Consider the following 18,413-nt stretch of genomic DNA (forward strand, 5'->3'; position numbering starts at 1 on the left):
GTTTCAATATGCCCAAACGACTCATTAAACGCTGGATGCCCGATCAGCAAACCCTGAAAGAACACAAGCACCTGCGACTGTTCGGCAAACTGCTGCTCGATGCCAACCTCTGGCACCTCAACCGCCGCTCGGCTGCCGGGGCATTTGCGGTGGGCCTCTTCATGGCCTGGGTGCCGCTCCCCTGCCAGATGCTGCTGGCCGCCGGTGGCGCTATCCTGTGCCGGGTCAATCTGCCGCTCTCGGTGGCGCTGGTCTGGCTCTCCAACCCCTTTACCATGCCGCCCCTGCTCTATGGCGCCTATCTGGTGGGTTGCCAGCTCATGGGACATTCCGCGCAGCAGATAGAGATTGAATTCACCTGGGAGTGGCTGGTCTCGGTACTCGGCACAGTGGCACCACCGCTGTTGCTGGGCTCGCTGATCCTGGCCCTGCTCAGCTCCCTTATCGGTTACACCCTGATCCGCACCTTCTGGCGGATCAGCACGGTGCGCCAGTGGCAAAAACGCAAGATGGCCCGCCCATGCTGAGTCGCTGGTTTGCCCGCTTCAAGCTCGATCCCGATACCCTGCGCCAGCAGAAGTGGTTTGCCCTGTTTGGTGAGCGACTGCTTGCCCCAGCCCTCTGGCAAGGGGGCACCCGCGCCCTGAGTGGCGCGGTGGCGGCCGGGATCTTCGCCTGCTGGTTCCCCATCCCGATGCACTCGCTTATCGCAGTCGGTCTGGCGCTGGCATTCAGCCTCAACCTGCCGCTGGCACTGCTGGCGGTCTGGTTCAACAATCCGCTGACCCTACCATTCATGTATCTCTACGCCTATCGCACCGGCTGTCTGGTGCTGCACAAGACGCCGGAGCCTTTCCACCTCAGCTGGACCCTCCACTGGCTGGAGCAGGAGGCGGCCACCCTGGTGCCCCCCTTCCTGCTCGGCAGCCTGCTGCTGGCGGTACTCACCGCCCTGAGCGGCGGCGTCCTGACCGCGCTGCTGTTACAACTACGCAAGCTGTGGCAAGGTGCCCGCCAACAGTGAGTCCCCCTTCCTATCGTTTGACGATCAACCGTTGGCGATCAAAAAAGCCCGTCACCAAGGTGACGGGCTTTTTCATGGCATAGTGCCAGAGCGCAAGGTGATGCGATTACAGCACCTTGGCGATCGCCTCGCACAGGGGATCGATATTGGCGCGGGTAATTCCGGCCACGCTGATCCGGCCGGAGCCGACGATGTAGATGGCAAATTCGCTCTTGAGGCGCTCAACCTGATCCTTGGAGAGGCCGGAGAAGGAGAACATGCCGTTCTGCTCGCGGATAAAGCTGAAATCCTGGCTCACGCCGAGGGCAGCCAGCTTCTCGACCAGCAGCTCGCGCATCTCGCGAATACGCACCCGCATGGCAGCCACTTCTTCGACCCACTCGGCATAGAGAGCCGGATCGCTCACCACGGCGGTGACCACAGCGGCGCCGTGTGACGGCGGGTTGGAGTAGTTGGCACGAATGACGGTCTTGACCTGGGTGAAGGCCACATCGGCGATCTCTTTGGTCGCGCTCACCAGCGTGAAGGCGCCGACCCGCTCGTTGTAGAGGCCGAAGTTCTTGGAGAAAGAGCTCGCCACCAGCAGCTCGTCATGGCACTCGGCGAAGATGCGCAGGCCTTCGGCATCCTCTTCGATACCACGGGCAAAACCCTGATAGGCGAAGTCAAACAGCGGCAACCAGCCGGCGGCAGCACTCTGCTTGGCCAGCGCGCGCCACTGATCGCTAGTGGGGTCGATACCGGTCGGGTTGTGGCAGCAGCCGTGCAGCAGCACCAGCTCACCCGGCTGCACTTCGGCCAGCGAGGCCTGCATGGCAGCAAAGTCGAGCCCCTTGGTGGCGGCGTCGTAGTACTTGTACCACTTGACGGTCAGGCCCGCGGCCTGGAACACGCTGACGTGGTTGGCCCAGGTGGGATCGGAGATCCAGATGGTCTTGGCCAGACCGTTGCGCACCACGAATTCGGCCGCGATACGCAGGGCCCCGGTACCGCCCGGCGCTTGCGCGGTCTTGGCGCGGCCACTGGCAACCAGCGCAGAGTGCTGCCCGAACAGCAGTTGCTGTACGATGCGGCCATATTCGATATTGCCTTCAATACCGAGGTAGTTCTTGGTCTTCTCGTCGGTCAGCAGCTTCTGCTCGGCTTTCTTGACGCAGTGAAGAATGGGGGTGGCACCGGACTCGTCCTTGTAGATCCCTACGCCCAGATTGATCTTGTGGCTGCGAGAGTCAGCGCGGAAGGCTTCGGTCAGGCCCAGGATCGGATCCGCTGGGGCGGCAACAACCTTTTCAAACATGGTATTCCCTGTATTCCGTTGAGTTCGTTGGGTGGCAAAGCGGCTTGATAAACAAAAGCGCTCATCTGGCGAGCGCTTCGTCAACTCTTTATATCACCGCGTTCAATGGGGGAAAACCGCTTTTTGGCTCGCTTTCAGGCCAATTTCAACCAACGGCATGCCACGCTGGCGCCAGCGCACACACCTCGGCCGACAAGCCACCATTGGACTCAACCAAACCGCTACAAACTGCTAACAATGACTTGGGGATCCGGCTCGGTTCCCACGGCCTAGCCTCAGTCAAAGGTTGGGCATACGCGCTGAGGATGGGGGCCAGATCACGGGGCAGCCACCAGCTGGCCGGACGGCCCAAGCGCTGGGCCAGCGCCTGCAGCCGATCCACCCCTGCTGGATCGAGGGAGGTGAGATGACTCCACAGCACATTGGGGGGCAAGGCGGCCACTACCTGCTGCAAGGCGAGAGGAGCCGATGGGGGGGCCCACACCAGCAAGATGCCAATATCAAGGGGCATCTCGGCAAAGGCGCCGACGCTGTCTGTGGTGATCACCCGCTCGATACTCCCCTCCCCCCACAGGATCTTGCCAAGACCCGCCAGGGTGCGCTCGGGTAGGGCCACCTCCCCCAGCGCCTGCAACCAGGGGGCAGCATCGATCAGGGTGCCGCCGCTGAAAAAGAGGCTGAACGGCTGGGCGGCGCGCAAGCGCAACAGCTGATCGGCACAGAGCCGGATCCCCTTGTCCTCGAAATCGATCTGCTCGTTGGGGGTGAAGTTCACCTCGCTCTTGCGATAGAGCGCCGCCAGCACCCGCTCGTTGACCTGCTCCCCCAATTGCCAGCCCTGAGCATGCAACCACTCCTCTGGCTCGGGGGGAGCGGTGGCGATCTCGGCCAGCATCAGCTCGCGGGTGAGATAGCGCCGCCCGGCCGGGGTGAGCTCATAGCTGTGGCTGCCGTGGGCGAGCAGCAGCTGGTTATCCTTGAGCAGGCCCACCAGCGGTTGCCACTGGCGGCCACGGATCACCACAGGTGAGTGGCTCAGCAACTGCTGCGCCAGTGCCCGCCATTCGGGGTGACTAAAGTCGATCAATTACAATCCATCCCTGTCAGTGCTCAATCGGATAAACAGCCTGAAAAGGTACCGTTACAGGCCGATGACGCCAAGCCTCCCGCGCCAATTACGTGACCTCGCTCCCTGCAATGTTCCCCAGACAGAAGAGCCCACCGTGGGGTGGGCTCTTCCTTGGATAACACTCGATACTTATTCGACGTTGAGGCGCAGCTCGGCGTCGTGCCAACCCAGTGGCAGGGTCAACAGCTGATCGAGCAGCTCCCGGCGATCGGATTTCTCCAGATAGGCGAGATAGAGCGGGCGGCTCAGCGGCTGACCCCCCTCCACCAGATGGAGCGCCCCCTTCTCGAGGAAGGGGCTGACCATCCGCCGTGGCAGGTAGGCAGCCCCACCGTTGGCCAGCACGAACTGCAACGCCATGCTGGCGGAGCTGGAGTGCAGCACCGGGGTCTTTTGCAGGCTCTGCAAGCGGCTGGGTTGCGGCTCGAAGCTGGTGCCCCAGTCGAGGTGGATGTGCGGCATCTGCATCAGGTTGTCGGCATTGGCGGCCGGATCCCGGCTCACCAGCTCGAACACCAGCTCACCGATGGGATGCAGGGCAATCTCGTCGATCTTGGTGGGCTCGGAGAGCAGGGCCAGATCGAGGGAGCGCTCCAGCAACTGGCGGCAGAGGTGCTCGCGGGAGGCTGTTTCCAGCCGCACCGCCAAACCGGGCGCCAGCGCATAGATGTGATTGAGCCAGTCGTTGAAATCGAGCTCCCAGAACACAGCGGGCGCGCCGATGGCCAACTGCTGGCTGAATCCTGGCGAGAGTGCCACATCCTGCTTGGCACGACCAAGGGTGTGCAAGATAGCGTCTGCGTAGGGCAGCAGACGCTCACCGGAGGCGGTCAGACGGATATTGTTGCGATGACGGGCAAACAGACTGACACCCAGTTGCTGCTCTAGCTGGCGGATCCGGAAACTCACCGCCGACTGGGTCAGGTAGAGATTTTCAGCAGCCCGGCCAAAATGCCGGGTCTTGCTCACCTCGATAAAGGTCCGAAGCAGCTCGGTATCCATTAATCGATGGACTCGTCACTGCCACCGCCGCTGCCACCACCGACATCAAAGCTGCCGCCACCGCTGCTCTCTTCGCTGGCGCCGCCAACGACGGTGCAGAGGCGATGAACGCGCTTGGGACCGATCACCTTGAGGTACTTGAACCACACCTTGGCATGGGGGTTGGCACCGGCTTCGCCGGATTTGACCTGCTCGACGAAGGCGGACTCGACATCGTCACGGGGTGCAAGGTTGCCCTGGTAGAGTGCCAGCATGGCGGTACCATACTTTTCCAGACTGTCCGCTTCGGCCACAGTGAATTCACCACTGCGACGCAGGCCACGGGGAAAATGTTTGAAGTCGTTGAAACGCTTGTCTGATTCGAAGCTCATAGTGCTCTTTTTTCTGGTTAGTTTGACCTTTGCGGGCAAGTATCATCAGGCCATCGCCGAGTGCAAAATCAATTTTCTCACTATGTTAATAAATATCTTTTATCGAAGTCACTTTGCCCCATCGCTGACGCCGATTTTGTGGCATAACACACAAAAAACGTTGATAAATAATAAACTTATGTAAACGTGCAGCCAATTTGCACGTCACTTTTGGGACTTCGCAGGCAAAAATAAAGCGCCATACGGCGCTTTATTTATCACATCAGGTGAACCAGCTGAACCTTTGGTTCAAACATGCTTACTCAATCATGGCCGGTTGGGCCAAGTTGTCGGCACGCCACAGACGGTAGCGCACTTCATACTCCTGCGGCACGTAGATCACGAACGGCAGTTTTGAGTTGTAGTTCACGAAGAAGCCCTGACCGTAGATCTGGACGAAGGTCTCTTTCTGCTGGTTATCCGGGCACATCATCAGGGTGCTGATGGGGTCAGAGACCTTGCCCAGTTTCAGGTAGTTGTAGCCCCAGCCTTTGACGCTGTGCTGTTCCAGGTTGCCTGCAAAACGCGGTACGTTGCAATCAACCATCATCTTTTTGCCGACCTGCAGCTCGACCATCATGTCGGCTTCTTTTTCGACTTCAGGCAGGCGGATCACCACACGTTCCTGATTCACGTCAGCGGCTGGGAACATGCTGATATCAAATTTTTTCGGCTCGGCGGCGAAGGCATGGCCACCCAGCAACAAGGCGCCCAGCAGGCTAAAACGCAATACGGTTTTCATCTGTACCTCATGGGGTTGGTTCAACGCCGCTAGACTAACCGCTCTGCCGATTTCATGCCAGCGATCTGCTACGTAAAAACTGCGTAAAATGATGCAGATCCGGCACACCATGACGTGATCTGGCTATTTTCTGACAGGGCGCACACTCCCGTTACGGGAACCTGAAACAAAAAGCGAGGCCAATTGGCCTCGCTTTGCATTCAAATGGCGCCTGGCGGTTATTTAGCCGCCCCTTCATAGGCCTTGATGACGGCGACCGCCTTGTCGGGGAAGTCGCTGAACACCCCGTCCACATCGGCCTGATAGAGGAAGATGTTGAGCAGATCGGTGAAGTCCTTGGCATAGGCCGGGATCTGCCCCTCATCCTGACGGAAGGTATAGGGGTGAACTTTCAGGCCCGCTGCATGGGCTTCTTTTACCATGCCGGTGAAGACCGGTTTGCCCAAAGTGCCCGGCTCGGTGACGATCATCGGTTTCCACGGGCCAATCCCTTCGGCATAGCTGGCGATGGTTTTCATCGCTCCCGGCTTGAACATCCAGTCATAGTTGTAGGGGGTCGCCTTACCCTTGGCGTCGTAGACCATGGTCTCGTTCCAGTCGGTCTCGGCCATCAGCTGCACCAGTTTCAGATCCATACCCATGGCGGGCATCAGCTCGCTGTTGATGCGCTTGAGTTCATCGGCATCGAAGCACTGCAGATAGACCTTGTCATCCTTCCCGGTGTAGCCGTACTCCTTGAGCACCTTCAGCACCGCCTTGGAAATATCCTTACCTTCGTGACGGAACAGCCAGGGTGCTTTGATCTCCGGATAGATGCCGATGTTCTTGCCGGTGCTCTTGTTGAGCCCCTGGATCATCTCGATCTCCTCCTGGAAGGTATGGATATTGAAGTCTGACTTCCAGAGCGGGAAGCGGGCCGGATAAACCGGCACCTGCTTGCCATCCACCAGCTGGAACGGCTCGGTCATACGCAGGGAACGCACCTCATCCAGGGTAAAATCCACCACATAATAACGGCCGTCCGGACGGGCACGGCCAGGGAAGCGCGCCGCCACATCGGTGATGCCATCGAGAAAGTGATCGTGCATCACCACCAGCTGGTCATCCTTGGTCATCACCAGATCCTGCTCCAGATAGTCGGCCCCCATGCCATAGGCCAGTGCCTTGGACTCCAGGGTATGCTCGGGCAGGTAGCCGGAAGCGCCACGGTGGGCGATCACCACCTTGCCGTCATCGGCAGCCAACGCGGGTAATGAGAGGGATGCCCCAAGGCTTAAGGCGATGAGGGAAACGGCGAGTTTTTTCATATGTGATGCTCTTTATTATTGTGTGTAGGTAATTGTTCTATCAGAGGTTTATTGCACATTTACGGTGGAAAAAGGTGGGCAGCAGCGCACTGCCCACCGTCACTCATCAGCTCGCCTTGCGCAGAGCCTGATGGTATTGGTCGAGCCAGATCTGCAACATCTGCTGCTCTGAGTCGTTCAGGCGCAGCCCCAGCTTGCTGCGGCGCCAGAGGATATCGTCCAGTGAACAGGCCCACTCCCGCTCGATGAGATAGCGCACTTCCGACTCGTACAGGCCACCACCGAAGTGAATGCCGCGATCCTCTTTCAGCCAGAGACGGGCATGGGCGCCATAGGCCTCAGCGATGCGCAGGGCGCTGCGATCATCGAGCCAGTCAAACTCCAGTGCAAAAGCGCGGGCCAGCTCGCGTACCGAGCAGTCAAACTCGCCACCTGGCAGCCGGCTGGTCGCCGTCCAGTCATCCCCCATCTGGCTGAACCAGGGCTTGAGCTTGTTGCAGGCGGCCTGCGCCAGCTTCCGATAGGTGGTGAGCTTGCCGCCAAACACCGACAAGAGCGGCGCACCGTCAGACTCGCCAGAGAGCTCGAGAGTGTAGTCGCGGGTCACCGCTTGCGGCGAGTCTGACTCGTCATCACAGAGCGGGCGCACCCCGGCGTAAGTCCAGATCACATCTTTCGGCGCAATTTGGCGAGTGAAGTGGGCGTTGACCACCTTGCACAGGTAGGTAATTTCGGCCTCGCTGATCTTCGCTTCCCGCGGACTGCCGTGGTGCTCCACATCCGTGGTGCCGATGAGGGAGTAGTCCTGCTGATAAGGGATGACGAAGACAATACGGTTGTCCTCGTTTTGCAGGATATAGGCCTCTTCGCGCTCATGGATGCGCGGCACTATCATGTGGCTGCCTTTAATAAGGCGAATGCCGCGGGGGGATTTCTCGTGCAGGCTCTCGTCATAGAAGGTCTTGACCCAGGGGCCAGCCGCATTGACCAGACCACGGCAGGTGATGGTGAACTGCTCGCCCCCTTCCCGCTCCAAAGTGAGCGTCCAGTGTTTGGAACCACGCACCGCCTTGATGCAGCGGGTGCGGGTCTGCACATCGGCCCCCTTGTCACGAGCCATCATGGCGTTGAGTACCACCAGTCGGGCATCGTCGACCCAGGCATCGGAATATTCAAACCCCTTATTGATCCCCGCGCTCAAACCATCTTGTGGCAGGAAGCGCACGCCACAGCTCCCCTTTAGCTTGTCGCGCTTGGCCAGATTGTCATAGAGGAACAGACCGGCGCGGATCATCCAGGCCGGACGCAGGTGCGGACGATGCGGCAAGCGAAAGCGCATGGGACGGGCGATGTGAGGCGCCATACCGAGCAGCACCTCACGCTCCGCCAACGCCTCTTTCACCAGCCGGAATTCGTAATGCTCGAGATAGCGCAAACCGCCGTGGATCAGCTTGCTGGAGTTGGACGAGGTGGCAGAGGCGAGATCTTGCGCCTCAAACAGGGCAACCTTCAGACCCCGTCCTGCCGCATCGGCTGCGATGCCGACCCCGTTGATGCCGCCACCGACGACGACCAGATCATAATGTTCGCTCATGTTCACCTACTTTCATTTTTATGATTGCTATAACAGCAATGTTTGATTTCGCTCATTTTAGAACATGAAAATACAACAAACGAACATTTTATGATGAAAGTGTGATCGCCACAGCCCGCCAGAGGTGGCAAAGGGAACAGGTCAGCTGAGCAAATGGCGTCGGGCCGAAATCAGCGGGTTAATAGCCAAAAAAACCAGATTGAATAGTAGTTTTGGCAATACCCATAAAGGGGTGAGATGGGTGCAGGGATGGGGGAGAGAAAGAGAAAGGAGGCCGCCCTGACGGGCGACCGGCACAGCCTTGGCGTGTTTCGCCGTCAGCAGATGTGGCAGGCGATCTGGTGTTGCGCCATCAATCGCGTCAGCTTTTCCGGTGGCTCCTGATCGGTAAAGAGGGCGTGGATCTGGCTGAGATTGCCCAGATTGACCATGGCATTGCGACCGAACTTGGTGTGGTCGGCGGCCAGGAACACCTGACGGGAGTGAGCGATGATGGCCTGGGCAATCTTCACCTCGTGATAGTCGAAATCGAGCAGGGAGCCGTCGTTGTCGATCCCCGAAATCCCGATGACGCCATAGTCCATGCGAAACTGACCGATAAAGTCGCGGGTCGCCTCCCCCACGATGCCGCCATCGCGGTTGCGGATCTCGCCACCGGCGATGATGACGGTGAAGTCATCCTTGGCCGTCAGAATGCTGGCCACGTTGAGGTTGTTGGTGACGATGCGCAGCTCACGGTGATCGAGCAGGGCGCGGGCGATCGCCTCGGTGGTGGTCCCTATGTCGATAAAGAGCGATGAGCCGTCGGGAATATTGGCAGCGACCTCGCGGGCGATGCGCTCTTTCTCCTTGAGTTGCATCACTTTACGGGCGCTGTAGGCGGTATTGACGGTACTCGAATGCAGGGAGGCACCGCCATGATGGCGCCGGATCTTGTTCTGTTCGGCGAGATCGTTCAGATCCCGGCGAATGGTCTGGGGGCTGACGTCAAAGTGGGTCACCAGATCGTCGGTCGAGACAAATCCCTGCCGCGTCAGGACGTCCAGGATCTCCAGATGTCGTTGGGTTTGCTTCACGCTTGCACTCCGATGATGAGACAAAAAAAGGCCCCGGCAGATGCGGGGCCTTTTGGCAGTTTACCTGATCCCCTTTGGGATCAATAAGCTGAGGATCACGTTTTATGCCTTATGGGCAGCCGCTTTCTTGGCCGCAACGGCAATGTTCTCATGCTTGAGGGTCATCGCCAGCAGGATGATGGAGAGCACGCAGGAGACAGTCAGCACCATGAAGCCGCCATCCCAACCGAAATGGTCAACGGTATAACCCAGCATGGCGTTGGCTGCCACGGCGCCGCCCAGATAACCGAACAGACCGGTGAAACCTGCCGCAGTACCAGCAGCTTTCTTCGGTGCCAGCTCAAGAGCATAGAGGCCGATCAGCATGACAGGGCCGTAGATCAGGAAGCCGATAGCCACCAGCGCCATCATGTCGATGGTCGGGTTGCCGGCCGGGTTGAACCAGTAAACCAGCACAGCCAGGGTCACCAGCACCATGAACAGGATACCGGCCGGTGCACGGCGGCCCTGGAACATCTTGTCAGAGATCCAGCCACACAGCAGGGTGCCAGGAATACCGGCCCACTCGTAGAGGAAGTAAGCCCAGGAGGAGTTGTCGACGGTGAAGTGCTTGGCCTCTTTCAGGTAGGTTGGCGCCCAGTCCAGCACACCGTAACGAATGAGGTAAACGAAAGCGTTGGCGATCGCGATGTACCACAGCAGTTTGTTGTGCAGCACGTACTTGACGAAGATCTCCTTGGCGGAGAACTCCTGCTCGTGGCTCTCGTTGTAATCCTTCGGATAGTCGTTCTTGTACTCCTCGATAGGAGGCAGACCGACCGATTGCGGGGTATCACGCATCACGAAGAAGGCGATCACCGCGATGGCGGCCGCCGCTGCCGCAGGCACATAGAAGGCACTGCGCCAGTCGTTGAACCAGCCCATCCCGAGGATAAACAGCGGGCCAATCATGCCGCCGCCCACGTTGTGCGCCACGTTCCAGACCGCAACCACTTCACCGCGCTCTTTCTGTGACCACCAGTGCACCATGGTGCGACCGCAGGGCGGCCAGCCCATGCCCTGTGCCCAACCGTTCAGGAACAACAGCACAAACATGATGGCAATGCTCGAGGTGGCCCAGTGCATGGTACCCATCATGAACATGATGGCAGCCGAGAGCAGCAGACCGGCGGAGAGGAAGTAACGGGCGTTGGAACGGTCAGAGACGTTCCCCATCAGGAACTTGGACAAACCGTAAGCGATGGAGACCCCGGAGAGCGCGAAACCGAGATCACCACGGGAGAAGCCCTGCTCGATCAGATAGGGCATCGCCAGACTGAAGTTTTTCCGTACCAGATAGTAGCCGGCGTAACCGAAGAAGATCCCGAAAAACACCTGCCAACGCATGCGTTTGTAGAAGGGGTCGACCTTGTCAGCCGGGAGCCTGTCGATGTGCGCCGCAGGCCTGAAGAGACTAAGCATGTTCTGCTTCCTTATTGTTGTTATGGGCGGTTGAGGATGCCCTGACCATTCCGACGAATCATGTGAGTCCACCGATTCGCAAGCGAGCCAATTGTGCTCATATGCGCTCATTTAATCTGTGATGCATGCTCAAATATTGCAGTTTTATTACAAATAAAAGCTCCAAATGAGAAATTGCTCAGCAAGCGCCAGCCCTTGTGTGGCAAGGGTTGCAAGCTACCCCATAAGTGGTAAGTGGCTGTTATCAAGATGCTTTACGTCACATTTTCTTAGCAATGAGTGGGATCTTGTCCACATTTCCTATGGAGGGGGGATGGTGAAATTAGCGGGAAGGGTTATTTTCTGTCACGACCGATAACGAGCGCAAACGAGCATATCGTTTGCGCAAGACGCAAAAACAACAAGGAAACGTTTTCGGCAGCAACGGATAGACACAAAAAGATAGAACGGAACATCAAACCTCTACGGGTGGATATAAGGAATAAAAGTATGAGCATACAAAGACCCAATACCCTGCTTGGCGAGTGCATCGCCGAGTTTATCGGAACCGGCCTGCTGATATTTTTCGGTGTCGGATGTGTGGCGGCACTGGTGCTGGCAGGCGCCAACTTCGGGCAGTGGGAAATTTCCATTACCTGGGGTCTGGGCGTGGCCATCGCCATCTATGTGACAGGCGGTATTTCAGGTGCCCACCTGAACCCGGCCGTCACCCTGGCGCTGATGACCTTCTGCGGTTTCGACAAGCGCAAGGTGGTGCCCTACATCATCGCCCAGATGGCCGGTGCCTTCTGCTTCGCCGCCCTTGTCTACTTCCTTTATGGTAACCTTTTCACCCAATGGGAAGTGACCCATAACGTGGTGCGCGGCAGTGTCGAGAGCCTCGGCACCGCCGGGATCTTCTCCACCTACCCCAATGCCCTGCTGACCAACATGCAAGCTTTTGCCGTCGAGCTGGTGATCACCGCCGTCCTGATGCTGGGCATCATGGCGCTGGGTGACAACAACAACGGCGCCCCCAAGGGTTTCGCTGCCGCCCTGCTGATCGGTATCCTGATCGCGGTGATCGGTGCCTCCCTTGGCCCGTTAACCGGTTTTGCCATGAACCCGGCCCGTGACTTTGGTCCGAAACTGTTCGCGTTCTTTGCTGGCTGGGGTGATGTTGCCCTGACCGGTGGTCGTGACAACCCCTACTTCTGGGTTCCGATCCTTGGCCCCATCGTTGGCGCCCAGATTGGTACCGCTCTGTATGTCAAAGTGCTGGCTCCCTGCGTCCCGGGCAACCGTGTCGTCACCACCGAGCAAGCGACCCAAACCGCCAAAGAAGAGGCTGCCGCATAAGAGCGGCCCCCTCCAACGTATAAAAACGTGGAAAATAGAAACGTGGAGAACATCATGTCTGCTGAAAAGAAATATGTCGTCGCTCTGGACCAGGGAACCACCTCTTCCCGCGCCATCGTGTTTGATCAGGATGCCAATATTGTCGGTACCTCCCAGCGCGAATTCACCCAGCACTACCCGAAAGCGGGCTGGGTAGAGCACGACCCGATGGAGATCTGGGCGACCCAATCCTCCGTCTTTACCGAAGTGCTGGCCAAGACCGGCCTTCGCAGCGAAGAGATCGCCGCCATCGGTATCACCAACCAGCGTGAAACCACAGTGGTATGGGAAAAGGCCACCGGCAAGCCCATCTACAACGCCATCGTCTGGCAGTGCCGCCGCACCGCCGCCATCTGCGAAGAGCTGAAAGCACGCGGTCTGGAAGAGTATGTTCGCGAGAACACCGGCCTGGTGCTGGATGCCTACTTCTCCGGTACCAAGGTGAAGTGGATCCTCGACAACGTGGAAGGTGCCCGCGAGAAGGCGATGAACGGCGAGCTGCTGTTCGGCACCATCGACACCTGGCTGGTCTGGAAGATGACCAATGGCGAAGTGCACGTCACCGACCCGACCAACGCCTCCCGTACCATGCTCTACAACATCCGCGAGCTGAAGTGGGATCAGAAGATGCTGGACGAGCTGGGCATCCCCATGTCCATGCTGCCGGAAGTGAAACCCTCTTCCGAAGTGTACGGCTACACCACCCGTGGTGGCGGCTCCCGCATCCCCATCGCCGGTATCGCCGGTGACCAGCAGTCTGCCCTGTTCGGCCAGCTCTGCTTTGAAAAAGGGATGGCCAAGAACACCTACGGCACCGGCTGCTTCATGCTGATGAACACCGGCACCGAGCCGGTTCGCTCCAGCAACGGCCTGCTGACTACCGTTGCCATCGGCCCGAAAGGGGAAGTGAACTACGCGCTGGAAGGTGCGGTGTTTATGGGCGGCGCCACCATCCAGTGGCTGCGTGACGAGCTGAAGATCATTCACGATGCCCGCGATACCGACTACTTCGCCTCCAAGGTGGGTGACACCAACGGCGTCTATCTGGTACCGGCCTTCGTCGGCCTAGGCGCGCCCTACTGGGATCCCTATGCTCGCGGCACCATGGTCGGCCTGACCCGTGGCGCCAACCGCAACCACATCATCCGTGCCGCGCTGGAATCCATCGCCTATCAGAGCCGCGATGTGCTGGATGCCATGCAGCAAGACTCCGGCATCAAGCTGGCTGCCCTCAAGGTAGACGGCGGCGCCGTGGCCAACGACTTCCTGATGCAGTTCCAGGCTGACATGATGCACACCCCTGTGGTGCGTCCGACCCGCATCGAGACCACCGCCATGGGCGCCGCCTTCCTGGCTGGTCTGGCAGTCGGCTTCTGGAAGAGCTCGGACGAGCTGGAAGACAAGTTCAGCGTGGACCGCGAGTTCATCCCGCAGATGGACAGAGACGATCGCGCCAAACGTTACAGCGGCTGGCAAAAAGCGGTTGAGCGTTCACGCCGTTGGGCTGAAGAGGATTGATCGGGCACCCGACATTCCGTTGAGATAAACACCAGAGAGGCCGACCGCAATGTCGGCCTCTCTTTTTATGCTTTCCCTTGCCGCTTTCTGCCCCCTTCCCCGCTCATTGTTCCCTCCTGTTTTTCTGCCGCCCTCTGTTGTCACCATCCGCCACAACGCAATTGAGTTCTCTATCTATAATCATCATCTGGGTCGCATATGCGACCTTATTTATGAGGAGAGCGATATGGAGAGGGCGATACACCGTTTTACACTGCACTCACTCTGGTCAGGGCTCGGGATCCGCACCCGGATCCTCGCTGGCGTGGCGATACTGATGGCCATCGCTATCAGCTGCATCACCTTGATCCTCGAGCAGATATCCCACAGTCAGGCCCAGCAGCGGGTCGAACGCTACGAGCTGCCAAGCAGCGTGGATCGCATTGCCAACCAGCTGACAGCGCAGCTTATCCAGCACCTGACCGAGGCGCAGGCGCTGGCCAGCAACCGTTTTGTCATCGACTGGCTGACCACTGGCATGCCAGAGCAAGAGTGGCCCGCCATGGAGCGCTACTTTCAGGATCTGCAACGGCGTATCGGCGGCAACGTCTTTATCGCACCCCGCCAGAGCAACACCCTGATCAACTTCAGCGGCGGCCCCACCGCCCAGAAATCGCTGAGCGAATCAGACCCGAAAGATGAGTGGTTTTTCGGCTTTCTCAAACGCAGCAAACCCTATGAGCTGAACCTCGACATCTCCGATTTTGACAAGCGCGCCTCCCTCTATATCAACACCGCCGTCACCCACGAGGGCAAGACCCTAGCGGTGGCTGGCACCTCCATCGATATGAGCGCCCTGAGCAAACTCATCAGCGGCTACCGGATCGGCAAGAGCGGTCAGGTCTATCTGGCGGATATGGAGGGCAATATCGAGATCCACCCCGAGCAGGAGGTGGAAGGCGCCGCCCACCACCAGCAATCCTTCCTCGATACCGTCAAGCGGCTTATTCCCAATGCCCGGGAACAGGTGGCCGTAGAGGCGCTAACACTGGAGGGGCAAACCTACCTCATCGCGGTGCGTTACATCCCCACCCTCAACCGGCTGCTGATTGGCGAGATCAACAGCGCCGAGTTGGAAGAGGGACTGCAGGAATCCCGCCAGCTCATCATCATGGTGTCGCTCGCCATCGGCGGGATCGCCATGCTGGCCTCCGCCTGGCTGGCTCACTCCATCAGTCGCCCTATTCGTCAGGCTGCCGATGGTATGCACCACATCACTGCCGATCGGGATCTGGCGACCCGGCTCGACTTCTCGGACGAGTCGGAGCTGGGTTTGATGGCTCAAAGCTTCAATCGGCTGATCCAAAGCTTGAACCAGAGCTTCTCCCGCTTCCAGCAGTCAGGCAGCGCCCTCTCCGCCCAGTCGTCCCAATCCATGCAACAGGCCCAGGCACTGGCAGGAGAAGCGTGCCAGCAGGCCCAGAGCATTCAGGAGCTGACCACTGTGGTCACCACCATCGGTGACAACGCCGAGCAGATCGCCAGCCGCTCTGAAGGGGTCAACGACGTGACCCAACGCATCGCCAACCATATGCTCAGCATCGAGCAGGATGTGACCCAGAGCGCCGCGCAACTCGACACCTTGCGCAGCAGCATCAGCAGCTCCTCGGCCCTGCTCGATGAGGTGGTGAAAGACAGCAACAACATCACCCAGATCATGAATCTCATCCGCGATGTCTCGAACCAGACCAACCTGCTGGCCCTCAATGCGGCCATCGAAGCGGCCCGTGCGGGGGATATGGGACGGGGCTTTGCGGTGGTGGCCGACGAGGTACGCCAGCTGGCGGTGCGTACCCAGACCGCCACCAAGGATGTGCAGGATCTTATCTTGCGCCTGCAGGAGGGAACCCGGCAGGCCAGCAGCTCGATGGCAGACTCCCGCAACCTGAGCGAAGAGGGATACAACCGGATGAATCAGGCCAGAGAGGTGCTGGTTGATGCCGCCAGCCAGATCAACCAGACCGCCCTCGAGATCAACGAGATCAGTGCGCTGGCGCAGGCGCAGAATCAACAGATGGGGCAAGCCAGAACGGCGCTGGACGAGCTGGCCATGGTGGCCGAACACCAGCGGGAACACGCGCAGGAGAGCAATGCCGCCAGCCGCGAACTGTTCGAACTGGCCAAGGCCATCGACGAGCAGATCCGCCAATACCGGATTGGCTAGGCCCGGTGCTTCCCCCTCTCCCTCTCAATAACCAAGACGCCACCGCAGGGTGGCGTTTTCATTTTGCAAATCATTTTGCCTGCCCTCTCGAAACGGGAATGACGACAAAACTCGCAAGCCATTGATAATTAACATGAAAAAATGTGGAACGGCCATTGCTTAGTGATATCAGACTCAACAGAGGGATATCGCCATGAAACCGACCACCAATCAAGCGCCCGTAGCCCACGTCGCCACTCAAAAAGAGACCCTGACCCCCCGCGAAGGCACCTTCCTGATGATGGTGGCCCAACTGGTGGTGCTCACCTGCATCGTACTGGCCGCCACCATCGGCGGCCTCTCCTGGCAGTGGACCCTGCTGCTGGCCATTCCACCGGTGATCGGCGGCGCCCTGCTCAGCCGGGTATGGGGCAAACTGCCCCGCTAACTGCGCTTCAGCTCACACACCTTCCCGAACCGGCGGCCGACCCTCAAGTCGGCCGTCTGTTTATCTGCCACCAGGCTAATGCTGATTGGCCGCAACGAAGGCGCGGCTTGTTCTTCGCCAAGCAAACCGCAGCGACGAACCGTTCAAACAAACCGTACAAACCAACCTGCACTACAGGGTATGGCTGCCAAGCTGCTCTTTAAGAAAGTCGAGCCAGACCCGCAGTCGGATATCCCGCTGGGCATCGGAGTAGAAGACCGCATTGATGGGGCGCGAGGCGCCACTGTTGCTGCGGGCCAGCACCTCCACCAGCGCGCCGCTCTCCCGATCCGGCCCGGTCATGAAATCCGACAGACAGACAATCCCCTGTCCCGCCAGCGCCAGCTGACGCAAAGTTTCGCCGCTGCTGGCACGCAGACTAGGGGTGATGGCAAAGCGATCCCCCTGCTCGGCACTGAGCAGCGGCCAGTGGTTGAGGTGATCGGGATGCAAAAATCCAAGCAGCTCGTGACCGCTCAGCAGATCCGTCGGTTGGCGCGGGGTGCCGCGCTCGCTCAAGTAAGCAGGAGAGGCCAGCAGCCGCAACCGCGAACGGCCCAGCGGCAGCGCACGCAGGGAGGAGTCGGTCAGCTCGCCGATGCGGATGGCCATGTCCACCCGCCGCTCCATCAGATTGATAAAGCCCTCCGAGCTGTGCAGTTGCAGCTCGATGGCAGGGTAGCGGCGGCGAAACTCGCCGATGATCGGCACCAGCCGGTGCAGGATAAAGGGGGTGGCCGCATCGACTCTCAACACCCCTTCGGGTTGTTCCCGGCGCATCAGCAGATGCCCCTCCGCCTCGCTCATCTCGGTCAGGATCTTCACCGCCCGCTGATAGAACCAGCTCCCCTCCTCGGTCAGACTAACCCGGCGGGTGGTGCGATTGAGCAAAACGGTGGAAAGCTTCTCCTCCAGCCGCTTGATGCCACGGCTCACCACCGAGTTGTCCATACCGAGGTTCTCCGCCGCCTGGCGAAAACTGCCCGCCTCCACCACCGCCACAAACAGGGTCAGTTCATCAGAATGGGTCTTCATTGCTGTTATCCGGACAAGAGTAATGGGCCTTTATAGGCGCAGCCGCTGTGGATTGGCAAGCGTGCGGTGAGGCCAGTTCTTTTTTTCTACAGAGAAAGAACGTGACCGCGAGCCCACATCATGCCCGCGATTTGTCAGTACAATGCAGCCTGAAAAGCACCGTATGGCACCACTTATTTCACAAGGATGAATACCATGACATTTGAAGAGCGGCTGGCCGCCGCCCATCAGGAGCTGGCTAACAAAGGGGTATGGCATGCCAACTACAATCCACCGCTGTGCAGACTGCTGCGCAGGTTCGGTTATCCCGTCAAACCGCCTCACTATGAAGGTTGGCTAACCAACGTTCTGGTATTCGGGGTAGGCATTGGTCTGGTATGGGGCATGGCGATGTGGTTTTTCAGTTGGCACCCCATGGGGATAGATCCGCTATTTGCCCTGCGCCAAACAGCCCTGTTTGCGGGATTCTGCGGCCTGATCATGGCATCTTGGCTCTGGCTACGGCGCAAGCAGCTTAAACTGACCCCGTGGGAAGAACTTGCTGAGCCCAGCGATGCTGATGATGAGGGAGAAAAACGGCATTAACATCCATGAAAAATGAACTATGTGGAGTTTTCTGCGCGGGATCTTGCGGCGACTAGGCTGTGCCCCTAGTGTAATTAAAATATCAACTTAAAAAATTAAATATTATCAAAGAATTAACGCCAGCACAGTGTCCTATCGCTATCAATTGACCAATACACCATGAGGACTCATCGCCCCCCTTATTTCT

17 protein-coding genes are annotated in these 18,413 nt (G+C 58.8%); 7 read left to right on the forward strand and 10 right to left on the reverse strand.

Annotated features, from left to right (window positions below; translation table 11 throughout):
• Positions 1-8 precede the first annotated feature (8 nt).
• Positions 9-527, forward strand: a complete 519-nt coding sequence (locus NOM06_RS16505; protein ID WP_005347037.1) for a DUF2062 domain-containing protein — start codon at positions 9-11, stop codon at positions 525-527.
• Positions 521-1,024 carry a DUF2062 domain-containing protein gene (locus NOM06_RS16510; RefSeq protein ID WP_107682359.1) on the forward strand — a complete coding sequence of 168 codons (504 nt, stop codon included), beginning with the start codon at positions 521-523 and terminating at the stop codon, positions 1,022-1,024. Before NOM06_RS16505 ends, NOM06_RS16510 begins: the two co-directional genes overlap by 7 nt.
• Before the next feature lie 106 nt (positions 1,025-1,130).
• Here NOM06_RS16510 and NOM06_RS16515 read toward each other — a convergent pair whose 3' ends face one another.
• From NOM06_RS16515 to glpT, 9 genes are all read right to left on the reverse strand, one after another.
• A complete protein-coding gene (locus NOM06_RS16515; protein ID WP_005347039.1) occupies positions 1,131-2,321 on the reverse strand; it encodes an amino acid aminotransferase in 1,191 nt (396 codons plus the stop codon).
• A gap of 145 nt (positions 2,322-2,466) precedes the next feature.
• Entirely contained in the window at positions 2,467-3,408 is a 942-nt protein-coding gene (locus tag NOM06_RS16520; protein ID WP_255912398.1) for a hypothetical protein, read from the reverse strand.
• A 171-nt stretch (positions 3,409-3,579) separates the two neighbouring features.
• Complete coding sequence (gene hdfR / locus NOM06_RS16525; RefSeq protein WP_255912400.1) at positions 3,580-4,452, reverse strand: HTH-type transcriptional regulator HdfR; 873 nt, start codon at positions 4,450-4,452, stop codon at positions 3,580-3,582.
• Positions 4,452-4,823, reverse strand: coding sequence for a DUF413 domain-containing protein (locus NOM06_RS16530; protein WP_005350885.1), 372 nt, complete (start codon positions 4,821-4,823; stop codon positions 4,452-4,454). Before NOM06_RS16530 ends, hdfR begins: the two co-directional genes overlap by 1 nt.
• A 298-nt stretch (positions 4,824-5,121) precedes the next feature.
• Positions 5,122-5,604, reverse strand: coding sequence for a serine protease inhibitor ecotin (eco, locus tag NOM06_RS16535; RefSeq protein ID WP_005337529.1), 483 nt, complete (start codon positions 5,602-5,604; stop codon positions 5,122-5,124).
• Between the two features lie 218 nt (positions 5,605-5,822).
• Positions 5,823-6,911: a glycerophosphodiester phosphodiesterase gene (gene glpQ, locus NOM06_RS16540; RefSeq protein ID WP_255912402.1), complete on the reverse strand. Its 1,089-nt coding sequence runs from the start codon at positions 6,909-6,911 to the stop codon at positions 5,823-5,825.
• A 106-nt stretch (positions 6,912-7,017) separates the two neighbouring features.
• Positions 7,018-8,505: a glycerol-3-phosphate dehydrogenase gene (gene glpD, locus NOM06_RS16545; RefSeq protein ID WP_255912405.1), complete on the reverse strand. Its 1,488-nt coding sequence runs from the start codon at positions 8,503-8,505 to the stop codon at positions 7,018-7,020.
• A gap of 317 nt (positions 8,506-8,822) precedes the next feature.
• Positions 8,823-9,581: a DeoR/GlpR family transcriptional regulator gene (locus tag NOM06_RS16550; RefSeq protein WP_005347045.1), complete on the reverse strand. Its 759-nt coding sequence runs from the start codon at positions 9,579-9,581 to the stop codon at positions 8,823-8,825.
• A gap of 102 nt (positions 9,582-9,683) precedes the next feature.
• A complete protein-coding gene (gene glpT / locus NOM06_RS16555) occupies positions 9,684-11,042 on the reverse strand; it encodes a glycerol-3-phosphate transporter (protein WP_005337540.1) in 1,359 nt (452 codons plus the stop codon).
• A 489-nt stretch (positions 11,043-11,531) separates the two neighbouring features.
• On the opposite strand from glpT, the gene NOM06_RS16560 reads away from it, so the two are divergent.
• The 4 genes from NOM06_RS16560 (at position 11,532) to NOM06_RS16575 (ending at position 16,567) form a co-directional block, all read left to right on the forward strand.
• Positions 11,532-12,380 (forward strand): MIP/aquaporin family protein, encoded by an 849-nt coding sequence (locus NOM06_RS16560; RefSeq protein ID WP_005350866.1) that lies wholly within the window; start codon positions 11,532-11,534, stop codon positions 12,378-12,380.
• Between the two features lie 54 nt (positions 12,381-12,434).
• Positions 12,435-13,937: a glycerol kinase GlpK gene (gene glpK / locus NOM06_RS16565; RefSeq protein ID WP_157160496.1), complete on the forward strand. Its 1,503-nt coding sequence runs from the start codon at positions 12,435-12,437 to the stop codon at positions 13,935-13,937.
• Positions 13,938-14,163: 226 nt separating this feature from the next.
• Positions 14,164-16,140, forward strand: a complete 1,977-nt coding sequence (locus NOM06_RS16570) for a methyl-accepting chemotaxis protein (RefSeq protein WP_255912407.1) — start codon at positions 14,164-14,166, stop codon at positions 16,138-16,140.
• A 193-nt stretch (positions 16,141-16,333) separates the two neighbouring features.
• Positions 16,334-16,567: a hypothetical protein gene (locus tag NOM06_RS16575; RefSeq protein WP_113738681.1), complete on the forward strand. Its 234-nt coding sequence runs from the start codon at positions 16,334-16,336 to the stop codon at positions 16,565-16,567.
• A 171-nt stretch (positions 16,568-16,738) separates the two neighbouring features.
• Here NOM06_RS16575 and NOM06_RS16580 read toward each other — a convergent pair whose 3' ends face one another.
• Entirely contained in the window at positions 16,739-17,641 is a 903-nt protein-coding gene (locus tag NOM06_RS16580) for a LysR substrate-binding domain-containing protein (protein ID WP_107682356.1), read from the reverse strand.
• A 195-nt stretch (positions 17,642-17,836) separates the two neighbouring features.
• On the opposite strand from NOM06_RS16580, the gene NOM06_RS16585 reads away from it, so the two are divergent.
• Complete coding sequence (locus NOM06_RS16585) at positions 17,837-18,226, forward strand: DUF6404 family protein (protein ID WP_255912410.1); 390 nt, start codon at positions 17,837-17,839, stop codon at positions 18,224-18,226.
• The last annotated feature ends 187 nt before the right edge of the window (positions 18,227-18,413 follow it).

It is taken from the genome of Aeromonas sp. JL9 (genome assembly GCF_024436075.1).
Classification (GTDB): domain Bacteria; phylum Pseudomonadota; class Gammaproteobacteria; order Enterobacterales; family Aeromonadaceae; genus Aeromonas; species Aeromonas veronii.

Excerpts from the sequence above, each read along its gene's own strand:
- NOM06_RS16505 (WP_005347037.1), top strand. The coding sequence starts at position 9 with ATGCCCAAACGACTCATTAAACGCTGGATGCCCGATCAGCAAACCCTG.
- NOM06_RS16510 (WP_107682359.1), top strand. The coding sequence starts at position 521 with ATGCTGAGTCGCTGGTTTGCCCGCTTCAAGCTCGATCCCGATACCCTG.
- NOM06_RS16515 (WP_005347039.1), bottom strand. The coding sequence starts at position 2,321 with ATGTTTGAAAAGGTTGTTGCCGCCCCAGCGGATCCGATCCTGGGCCTG.
- hdfR (WP_255912400.1), bottom strand. The coding sequence starts at position 4,452 with ATGGATACCGAGCTGCTTCGGACCTTTATCGAGGTGAGCAAGACCCGG.
- NOM06_RS16530 (WP_005350885.1), bottom strand. The coding sequence starts at position 4,823 with ATGAGCTTCGAATCAGACAAGCGTTTCAACGACTTCAAACATTTTCCC.
- eco (WP_005337529.1), bottom strand. The coding sequence starts at position 5,604 with ATGAAAACCGTATTGCGTTTTAGCCTGCTGGGCGCCTTGTTGCTGGGT.
- glpQ (WP_255912402.1), bottom strand. The coding sequence starts at position 6,911 with ATGAAAAAACTCGCCGTTTCCCTCATCGCCTTAAGCCTTGGGGCATCC.
- glpD (WP_255912405.1), bottom strand. The coding sequence starts at position 8,505 with ATGAGCGAACATTATGATCTGGTCGTCGTCGGTGGCGGCATCAACGGG.
- glpT (WP_005337540.1), bottom strand. The coding sequence starts at position 11,042 with ATGCTTAGTCTCTTCAGGCCTGCGGCGCACATCGACAGGCTCCCGGCT.
- NOM06_RS16560 (WP_005350866.1), top strand. The coding sequence starts at position 11,532 with ATGAGCATACAAAGACCCAATACCCTGCTTGGCGAGTGCATCGCCGAG.
- glpK (WP_157160496.1), top strand. The coding sequence starts at position 12,435 with ATGTCTGCTGAAAAGAAATATGTCGTCGCTCTGGACCAGGGAACCACC.
- NOM06_RS16570 (WP_255912407.1), top strand. The coding sequence starts at position 14,164 with ATGGAGAGGGCGATACACCGTTTTACACTGCACTCACTCTGGTCAGGG.
- NOM06_RS16575 (WP_113738681.1), top strand. The coding sequence starts at position 16,334 with ATGAAACCGACCACCAATCAAGCGCCCGTAGCCCACGTCGCCACTCAA.
- NOM06_RS16580 (WP_107682356.1), bottom strand. The coding sequence starts at position 17,641 with ATGAAGACCCATTCTGATGAACTGACCCTGTTTGTGGCGGTGGTGGAG.
- NOM06_RS16585 (WP_255912410.1), top strand. The coding sequence starts at position 17,837 with ATGACATTTGAAGAGCGGCTGGCCGCCGCCCATCAGGAGCTGGCTAAC.